The sequence below is a fragment of the Streptomyces sp. H27-H5 genome (assembly GCF_026627505.1).
Classification (GTDB): domain Bacteria; phylum Actinomycetota; class Actinomycetes; order Streptomycetales; family Streptomycetaceae; genus Streptomyces.
Map to the genome: position 1 here is coordinate 1 of NZ_JAPNLK010000175.1, position 8,712 is coordinate 8,712.

The 8,712-nt window shown below is 69.6% G+C and carries 7 protein-coding genes; 5 read left to right on the forward strand and 2 right to left on the reverse strand.

Translation table 11 applies throughout. From position 1 onward, the window contains the following. Positions 1-312 precede the first annotated feature (312 nt). A complete protein-coding gene (locus OTB19_RS40480; RefSeq protein WP_267803850.1) occupies positions 313-792 on the forward strand; it encodes a peroxiredoxin in 480 nt (159 codons plus the stop codon). 64 nt (positions 793-856) lie between these two features. Here the strand turns inward: OTB19_RS40480 and OTB19_RS40485 are convergent, their stop codons facing one another. Then, positions 857-1,693: an alpha/beta fold hydrolase gene (locus OTB19_RS40485; RefSeq protein WP_267803851.1), complete on the reverse strand. Its 837-nt coding sequence runs from the start codon at positions 1,691-1,693 to the stop codon at positions 857-859. Between the two features lie 524 nt (positions 1,694-2,217). On the opposite strand from OTB19_RS40485, the gene OTB19_RS40490 reads away from it, so the two are divergent. From OTB19_RS40490 to OTB19_RS40505, 4 genes are all read left to right on the forward strand, one after another. After that, positions 2,218-3,774 carry a DUF4331 domain-containing protein gene (locus tag OTB19_RS40490; RefSeq protein WP_267803852.1) on the forward strand — a complete coding sequence of 519 codons (1,557 nt, stop codon included), beginning with the start codon at positions 2,218-2,220 and terminating at the stop codon, positions 3,772-3,774. Positions 3,775-3,859: 85 nt separating this feature from the next. Then, a complete protein-coding gene (locus tag OTB19_RS40495; RefSeq protein ID WP_267803853.1) occupies positions 3,860-5,203 on the forward strand; it encodes a tetratricopeptide repeat protein in 1,344 nt (447 codons plus the stop codon). After that, a complete protein-coding gene (locus tag OTB19_RS40500; protein ID WP_267803854.1) occupies positions 5,200-6,891 on the forward strand; it encodes a sulfite exporter TauE/SafE family protein in 1,692 nt (563 codons plus the stop codon). Before OTB19_RS40495 ends, OTB19_RS40500 begins: the two co-directional genes overlap by 4 nt. 300 nt (positions 6,892-7,191) lie before the next feature. Continuing rightward, positions 7,192-7,509, forward strand: coding sequence for an SH3 domain-containing protein (locus OTB19_RS40505; protein ID WP_267803855.1), 318 nt, complete (start codon positions 7,192-7,194; stop codon positions 7,507-7,509). A 105-nt stretch (positions 7,510-7,614) separates the two neighbouring features. Here OTB19_RS40505 and OTB19_RS40510 read toward each other — a convergent pair whose 3' ends face one another. After that, a complete protein-coding gene (locus OTB19_RS40510; protein ID WP_267803856.1) occupies positions 7,615-8,484 on the reverse strand; it encodes a DUF4394 domain-containing protein in 870 nt (289 codons plus the stop codon). Between the last annotated feature and the right edge of the window lie 228 nt (positions 8,485-8,712).

Genomic DNA, 8,712 nt, shown 5'->3' on the forward strand with positions numbered 1-8,712 from the left:
GAAAGAACCTCGGAGAACCCGCCACCGGGACGGCCACCCGGGATACCGGCCTGCCCGAATCCGGAAACCCACCACAAAAGCAATCACACCGCGTGATCAAAGATCACGCGGTGGATCGAGGGTCAGCACCAGGGGCCGTCTGGTTCTCTTTCCACTGCGATGCGCTCTCGGAGGCGTTGCCGTCCGCGGGCAAGGAACCTTGTCGACGAGGTTGCTCCAGGCCGGGGGGGGTGCCTCGAATGCGTGGTTCTGACGGGGGCAGACGGCCGTCCGGCGCCTGTCCGGCATGCTCATGATGCGAAGGGGATCTTCGTGGCAGGCGTACCCGAACTGGGTTCGGTGGTGGGCGACTTCGCCCTCCCGGGTGGCGAGCTCATAGGCTCATCGTTCGAGCGGCGCGACTTCGAACTGTGCAGGCAGCGCGGCAAGCCCCTGGTCCTGGCCTTCTACCCGGGGGATGGCACGCCGGTCTGTACCCGCCAGCTGTGCTCGTATTCCGGAGGGCTGGAGTCGTTCGCCGCCGTCGGTGCGCAGGTGTGGGGCATCAGTCCTCAGGGCGTCGACAGCCATGAGGCGTTCGCACGACGCCACGGCCTGCGCATGCCGCTGCTGGCGGACGAACAGCGAGTCGTGAGACGTTCGTTCGGCATCACGGCTCCCGGGATCGGGTTGCGGCGGGCCGTCTTCTTGATCGCTCCGGACGGCACCTTGTACTGGAAGCACGTCTCCGTGCTGGGGGGCACATTCCAGAGCGTGGCGGCCCTGTCCCGGGAGTTGGCTGCCTTCGCCTGACCTGGTTCACGTCCAGCCGCACCCGCCCCGGCCCGCGCCCTTGCGGCGGGGGCCGGGGTCGCGGTCACTTGGCGAGGAAGTCGGTCAGGTGCCGGTTGAATTCCTGGGCGTGGGTGAGGTTCAGTCCGTGCGGGGCTCCCTCGATCAGGGCGAGCGTGCTGCCCGGCAGGGCTTCGTGGGACCGCTTGCCGCTGACCTCGAAGGGCACGATGGCGTCCTGGGTGCCGTGGATGATCAGGGTGGGTACGTCGATCCGGGCGAGGTCGTCACGGAAGTCGGTGCGGGCGAAGGCGTTGATGCAGTCGAGCGTCCCCTTGGGTGAGGCCGCCTCCGCCAGGTGCACGTGATAGCGGTGCTGGGGCGCGCTGACGAGGTCGGTGTTCTCGCCGGCCTGGAAGAAGCCGGTGACGAAGCCCTCCAGGAAGGCGGGCCGGTCGCCGCGGACGCCGTCCTCGAACTGGGTGATCGTGGCGTCGTCGAGTCCGCCGTCCGGGTTGTCGGCGCTCTTGTGGAGGTAGGGAGGCACCGCTGCGGCGAGGACAGCTTGGCGGACGCGGCTGCTGCCGTAGTTGTGGAGGTAGCGGACCACCTCCCCGCCGCCCATGGAGAACCCGACCAGCGTGGCGTCACGGATGTCGAGATGCGTTAGGAGGGCGTCCAGGTCAGCGGCCAGGGTGTCGTAGTCGTAGCCCTCCCAGGGCTGGGTGGAGGAGCCGAACCCGCGCCGGTCGTAGGTGATCACTCGGTGGCCCGCCTCGACCAGTGGACCGACCTGCGGCTCCCAGGAGCGGCCGCTCAGCGGCCAGCCGTGGACGAGAACGACTGGGCGGCCTTGGCCGTAGTCCTCGAAGTGGAGCTCGACGCTGCGGCCCTTGTCTGCACTTACATTGATGCGCGGCATGCTGGGTTGACGCCCTTCGTGTGGTGGTGCAACGCGTGTACCCGGACCATGCCCCGGCACGGCAAGATTTCACTCATCGCAGAACAGCCAGGGCATTCTCATCCTCATCATTCCATCGATACTTGTCGTCCTGCATTCACCGCCAAAGGCCGTAACTCCTTGTTGCGAACTGGTTGCAATAACACGATTGACCTCGATCGGCCTAACTCATCGACTGCGTGTCGTAGCGAATGTGGAACCCCCTGGCGTTTCTGTGAAGAGGCTGTGGCCAGCGGATTTGCGAATACGCGGCGGAGTTCCCTCTCGGCTTCGGAGGAAAAGTGGTCACGGGGTACGGGTGCCGCGTGCTTTCCTTCGCTCGGCGCGATCTGAGCGCATGGCGGTACGCCCGGTCGGCGGGCCGGGCTGCTGCTGATGCCGCCTGGGTCTCGCTGTCCGACCGAGTGGTCATCCCACCTGAATGCCCCTGTCCGGCTGCGCCGGTGTGCGCGGAGCGACGGGGTTCGCAGTCGAGAGGAACATCCTTGAAGTCCATCTCCGCACGGCCCCGTTCGCGGCGTGTGCTCGACCAGTCCCTGCTCGTCCTGGGCGCCGGCGCGCTTGCGACCAGCCTGGGTGTCCTGACGCTGGCGCCGGGAGTCAGTTCCGCCTCCAGTCACCGTGAGGCGCCGCTGATCGCGGGCGACCCGCGTGCGGACAACACCGACGTGTACGCGTACACGAGCCTGGACCGCCCCGATTCGGTGACGCTGCTGGCGAACTGGATCCCGTTCGAGGAGCCCAACGGCGGTCCGAACTTCTACGCGTTCGGCGATGACCTCCGCTACAACATCAAGATCGACAACACGGGTGACGGCGTCTCCGACATCACCTACACCTGGCGCTTCCACAGCAGCTACCGGGATGACGCCAACCAGTTCCTCTACAACACGGGCCCGGTCACCTCGCTGACCGACCCGGACCTCAACTTCCGCCAGGTCTACGACCTGGTCGTCTCGAAGGGGAACGAGAGCAAGGTCCTGCTCTCGAACGTCCCTGCGGCGCCCTCGCGCGTGGGCCCGGCGTCGATGCCGAACTACGCCGCCCTGCGCAACCAGGCGATCCGCAACATCCCTGGGGGCGGCAAGACCTTCGCCGGTCAGGCCGAGGACCCGTTCTTCGCCGACCTGCGCGTCTTCGACCTGCTCTACGGCGGGAACCTGTCCGAGCGCGGCCAGGACACCCTCGCCGGCTACAACGTCAACTCCGTCGCCCTGCAGATCCCCAAGACGCAGCTCGCTCTGAAGGGCAACCCCGGCCGCAACCCGGTCATCGGCGTCTGGTCCACGACCGACCGCCAGGGCGTCCAGGTCTCCGACTCCCGCGACAAGCAGCACGGCGACAAGTGGAAGCAGGTCTCCCGCCTGGGCAACCCCCTGGTCAACGAGGTCGTCGTCCCGCTGAAGTACAAGGACGCCTTCAACACCCTCAACCCGGACCAGGACCGCACCGTCCAGCCGGTGGTGGACAAGGTCCTCGACCCGATCCTGCCCAAGCTGATCCAGCAGGTGTACGGCATCCCCGCCCCGCCGGCCCCCCGGCGGGACCTGTTCGAGATCTACCTGACGGGCATCTGCAAGGCGTGCGGGCCGATTCAGGCCGACCTCAACGCCCACCGCCTGAACAAGGACGCGCGGCTGAAGCAGATCGTCCCGGCGGAGGAGCTGCGCCTGAACATGGGCGTGCGCCCCAACCCCAACCCGAACCGGTACGGCGTCCTCGCCGGTGACCTCGCGGGCTTCCCCAACGGCCGCCGCCTGACCGATGACGTCATCGACATCTCCCTCCAGGCCGTCGAAGGCGCCGCCCAGACCGGCCAGCTCGTCCCGGCCCTCGCCGACGGCGACCAGGTCGACACCAACGAAGTGCCCTTCGGCACCTCGTTCCCGTACCTGGCGCTGCCGCACACCAAGTCCGTCAACAGCGGCCCGAACGCGCCCGAGCGGTCCGGGAACGTGAGGACCGGATCCGTCGGCGCACTGGGCGCCGTGCTCATGGGAATCGGCGGCTACCGCCTGCGCCGCAACCGCAAGACCAGCTGACCCCACCGCTCCGGGCGGGGCCGAGGTCGGTCCTCGGTTCCCCGCCCGGAGCCCCGTTCACCGAAGTTTCCCCGGGGAGGATCCCGTGCACCGGCCCGAAGACAAACCCGCCCCCTCGATCCGGCAGCGCAGATACCTGCGCACCACCGCGATCACCGTCGCCCTGGGCGTGGTCATGTTCACCGTCGGCGCCGTCGGCCTCTCCCCCTCCGGCTCCAGCACACCGGACGCCCCTTCATCCGTAGCCTCCGCCGCGGGTCCGGCGCGCGGCATCGAGGCACTGCGTGATCGCGTGAAGCGCCTGCCGAAAGATCCGGTCAGCTGGGCGGACCTCGGCATGGCCCTCGTGCAGCAGGCCCGCACCACCGCCGACCAGGCCACCTACGCGCAGGCAGAGACGGCCCTGCGCCGCTCCCTCGCCCTGGAACCGGCCGAGAACCTGCACGCCGAAATCGGCATGGGCGCCCTGGCCGCCGCCCGCCACCAGTTCCGCGACGCCCTCATCTGGGCCCGCAAGGCAGTCGCAACGAGCCCCGCCACCCCGGCCTCCTACGGGATCCTCGCCGACGCCCACACCCAGCTCGGCCAGTACAAGGAAGCGGAAGACGCCGTCCAGAAGATGGCCGACCTCCGCCCGGACAGCAGCTCCCTGGCGCGCGCCTCCTACACCTTCGAACTCCGCGGCGACACCGCCCAGGCCAAAACCCTGATGGACCGCGCACTACGTGCGGCGGGCACTCCCGGCGAGCGCGCCTTCGCCCACACCCACCTGTCCTCCCTCGCCCTGGACAGCGGCGATCCGGTGACAGCTGTGCGCCAGGCCGAGGCCGGGCTGGCCATCGCGCCGCGCGACGCCGGACTGCTGGAGGCCCGGGCCAAGGCACGCGCAGCCACGGGAGACCGCGAGCGGGCAGTCGCCGACTACACCGCGGCCATCGCGACGGCCCCGCTCCCGCAGTACCTCCTCGGACTCGGTGAACTCCAGCAGGCGCTCGGCCGCCCGGAACGGGCCGAGGCCCAGTACGCCGTCCTGCGTGCCCAGGAAACGCTCCGCCGGGCTACCAGTACGCCCGCCGACGTCGACGCGATCTACTTCGAGGCGGACCACGGCGACCCCCGCCAGGCGGTGACCATGGCTGAAGCAGCGGTACGGGATCGGCCGTTCATTGCCGTCCACGACGCCTACGCCTGGGCCCTGCACCGCGCCGGACGCGACGAAGAGGCCCTCGACCAGGCCGACGAAGCCCTCGTCCTGGGTACGCGCAGCGCGCTCTTCCTCTACCACCGCGGCGCCATCCACCAGGCGCTCGGTGACAGATCAGCCGCCCGGCGCGATCTTCAGCAGGCGCTGGCCCTCGATCCCTCCTTCCACCCGCTGCACGCCCCCGCGGCGCGCGAAGCACTCCGGCGAATCGACGACACCCCATGAACCCCCGCACCCGCCGGCGCCTGGCCGCCGTACCGCTCGCAGCAGCCCTGCTCACCCCCCTGGGCCTCCTCGCCTCGGCCGCGCCCGCTGCCGCGCATCCGCTGGGCAACTTCACCGTCAACTACGCGACCAGCCTGACCCTGCGCCCCCGCGCGGTCGAGGCCGAGATCGTGGTCGACCGTGCCGAGATCGCCGCAGCACAAGAGCGCCCGCTCATCGACCAGGACCACAACGGCAACATCAGCGTCGACGAACAGGGCATCTACGCGGACGAGGCGTGCGCCACCCTCGCCGGACAACTGGAGGCAGGCGTAGGAAACGTGAGCCTCCAATGGGAGCGGGGCTCCACCAAGCTTACTTTCCACACCGGCGAGGCCGGGCTCAAGACCAGCCGCCTCACCTGCCACATCACGGCCGACGCGGACCTCACCTCGCCGTCCAATGTCCACGTCGCCACGCACTACGACAGCCGGCGCGTCGGCTGGCACGAGATCACCGCCCGCGGCGAAGGTCTCACCCTTGCCAGCTCCACCGTTCCCGCGGTCTCCACGACCAACCAGCTGCGCCAGTACCCGCAGGACCCTCTCGCCGACCCGTTCGACCAGCGCACCGCCGAACTGCGGACCGCTCCCGGGCAGGGGATCGCGGCCCGGATTGCGCCGCCCGGCCTGCCCGGCTCAGGCCCGGTCACCGCCGCGCTGAACAAGGTCTCCGCTCTCTTCGACACCCTCGTCGGCAGCCGCGAACTGACCGTCCCCGTCGGCCTCCTCGCCCTGCTCCTCGCCGTCGTCCTCGGTGCCTCCCACGCGGCGATGCCCGGCCACGGCAAGACGATCATGGCGGCCTACCTGGCCGGACGGCGCGGCACCCCGCGTGATGCCGTCACTGTCGGAGCAACCGTGACCCTCACCCACACCGCGGGCGTCCTCGCTCTCGGTCTGGCGCTCCCGCTGGCCACCCACCTTGCCGGGGAAACCGTCCTCGGCTGGCTCGGCCTGGCCAGCGGCCTCCTCGTCACCGCCATCGGCCTGCGGCTGCTGCACTCCGCCCTGCGCGGCCGCCCTCTCCAGCACGGCCACAGCCATGGACATCACCACCACGGCGATCACAGCCACGCGCACCACGGTGACCACGGCCATGGGCCTCACCACGGCGGCGACCACGGGCACGGACACAGCCACGAGCCGCCGACCGGCCTGCCGTCCTCACGCCGCGCGCCGGACAGCGCGGCGGCCGACGGCGCCACCGTCGTCCTGACCAAAACCGCCACCGCGCTCCCGCACGACCATCACCACCACGGCGAAGCCGACCATCAACACACCCACGAAACCGACCACCACCACACTCACGCTCCGGCACGCCGAAGGCGCTGGTCGCTCATCGGCGTCGGCATCGCCGGCGGCCTCGTCCCCAGTCCCTCGGCACTGGTCGTCCTCCTCGGTGCCGTCGCCCTCGGCCGGACCGCCTTCGGCGTGCTCCTCGTCATCGGCTACGGCCTCGGCATGGCCACCACCCTCACCCTCGCCGGCCTCCTCCTCGTACGACTGCGCGACCGGATCACCGCCCGCACCGCGGAGAGGTCCTCCACGCGTCTGAGGGCGCTTGGGCGTATCGGGCCCGCCGTCACCTCGGCCCTCGTTCTCCTCGTCGGACTTGGCCTCACCGCCCGCGCCATCACCGGCTTGTGAGCAATGCGGATACCAGCAGCTCAGAGGGCCTGGCCGTCCGTGCAGAGTCTGTGTCGGTCTGCCACGGCAGCTCCGACGGCGCAGCGCGATGCCGGGAGTCCCCCTGCTTGGTCTCCCCGGTTCGAGGGCCGGTGGGGCGCCCTGAGAACCAGTCTGTGACGATATAGGTGAATCCACACCAATCCCGCGGGTTCGAGCCTTCGAATCACCAGGTGGAGGCGTGAGCGCAAGCTGCTCGCGGCGCCGGGTCTCACATGGCCCTGGGCGCAGAGGCGAGGGGGCGCGAAAGGAAGTGCTGCTATGACCGCACGAACGATCGGACGCGGCTTTGCCGCCGTTGTCCTGGCTGCCGGTTTCGGTGTGGCGGGCGTGGGCGTGGCGGGGGCTGCTCCCCAGTCCCACCACCATGATTACGGGGTGTCGGGAACGGTGACCTCCCGGATCGAGCTCAATGTCCGCCAGCACCCGTGGACGCATTCCCACGTGGTGTGGAGCCTGTCCCCGGGCAGCCACGTCAAGCTGGCCTGCCAGCAGGACGGCTGGTACCACCTGGCCGACAAGTCCGGCTGGGTCGAGTCCCGCTACGTTCACGCCCACGAGTGGGTGCGGTACTGCTGACCGAGGCGGCGGGCGGCCGGGAGGTCTCCAGCTGTCGTGGCTCGACCCGGCCAGTCCCGCTCCACGGCAGGGGCCGCACCGGTGGTGCGGCCCCTGCCGTGCGTGTCAGTGCTGGTCGAGCGGGAGGGCGATGTCGGTGACCTGGCGGTTCTTCGGGAAGGAGCCGAGGTCGCGGGCGGCGCCGGTCAGCAGGTTGATCCCGTAGAGGCGCTGGGTGCCCGTGGTGCTGAGGGCCGCGTAACCGCTGTTGGTGGATGACTTGGGGCTGTAGTAGATGTCGAAGCCGGCGTCGGGGCCCGCGTTGACGCCGAGGTTCCCGGTGGGGGCGAGGGTGCCGGCGTTGGCCGGGGACTGGATCGAGGTCCGGTCGGCCGTGGTGTCGATGTCGAACAGGGTCGTCGCGGTCGCCGCGTTCAGGTCGTTGTTCGTGTAGGCGGCACCGGTGACACCGAGGGCCGTGGAGGGCGGCGTGGTGGGGTTGGTGAGCATGCCGTCGACGGTGGTGGTGAGCGGGGCGGCGTTGTCGTCGATGTTGTGGCGCAGGTTCTGTCCCGTGTCGCTGATGACCCGCAGCCGGTTGGCGGCCGGGTTGAAGTCGACGCCGAAGTAGGTGCCGGCCAGGGCCACGGTCAGCTGGGAGACCTTCACCGCGTTCGCGGACTCGGTGCTGAGCGTGTAGATGCCGCCCTTGTCACCGACGCCGTAGAGCTTCTCGTTCTGGACTCGGAAGTCGATCCCGACGATCTTCATGTCCCCTGACAGGCCCGAGACCTTGCCCAGGTCCCAGGTCCTGCCCGGCTTGTCGACATCGAACTCCACGAGCCTCTGGTCCGCGGTCAGCCCGATCGCATGCAACGCCGAGTGGGCCATGGCCTGCTCGGCGGGCTGATCGCTGTCGGCACTGGCGAAGGCGGGCGCCGCTAGGGCGGCAGCAGCAGCGGTGCAGAGGAGGACGGGCAGGAACCGAGCACGCATGAAAACTCCTTGAGGCGAGACACCTGGCGGCGCGCCGCGACAGCCGCGACACGTCCACTGCTGTCTTCGGTACGCACGGGCCCCGCGTATGGGTCTCGACCCCTAAGTGGTCTGCGTCGTAAGTCCTTCGGGGGTTGATCACGCGGCCTTGGCGGCGGAGGATTCTTCTGGGTGATCGGCGGTGTGCTGGTCGAGCCTGGCCAGGAGATCGTCCAGGTCGGAGGTGGT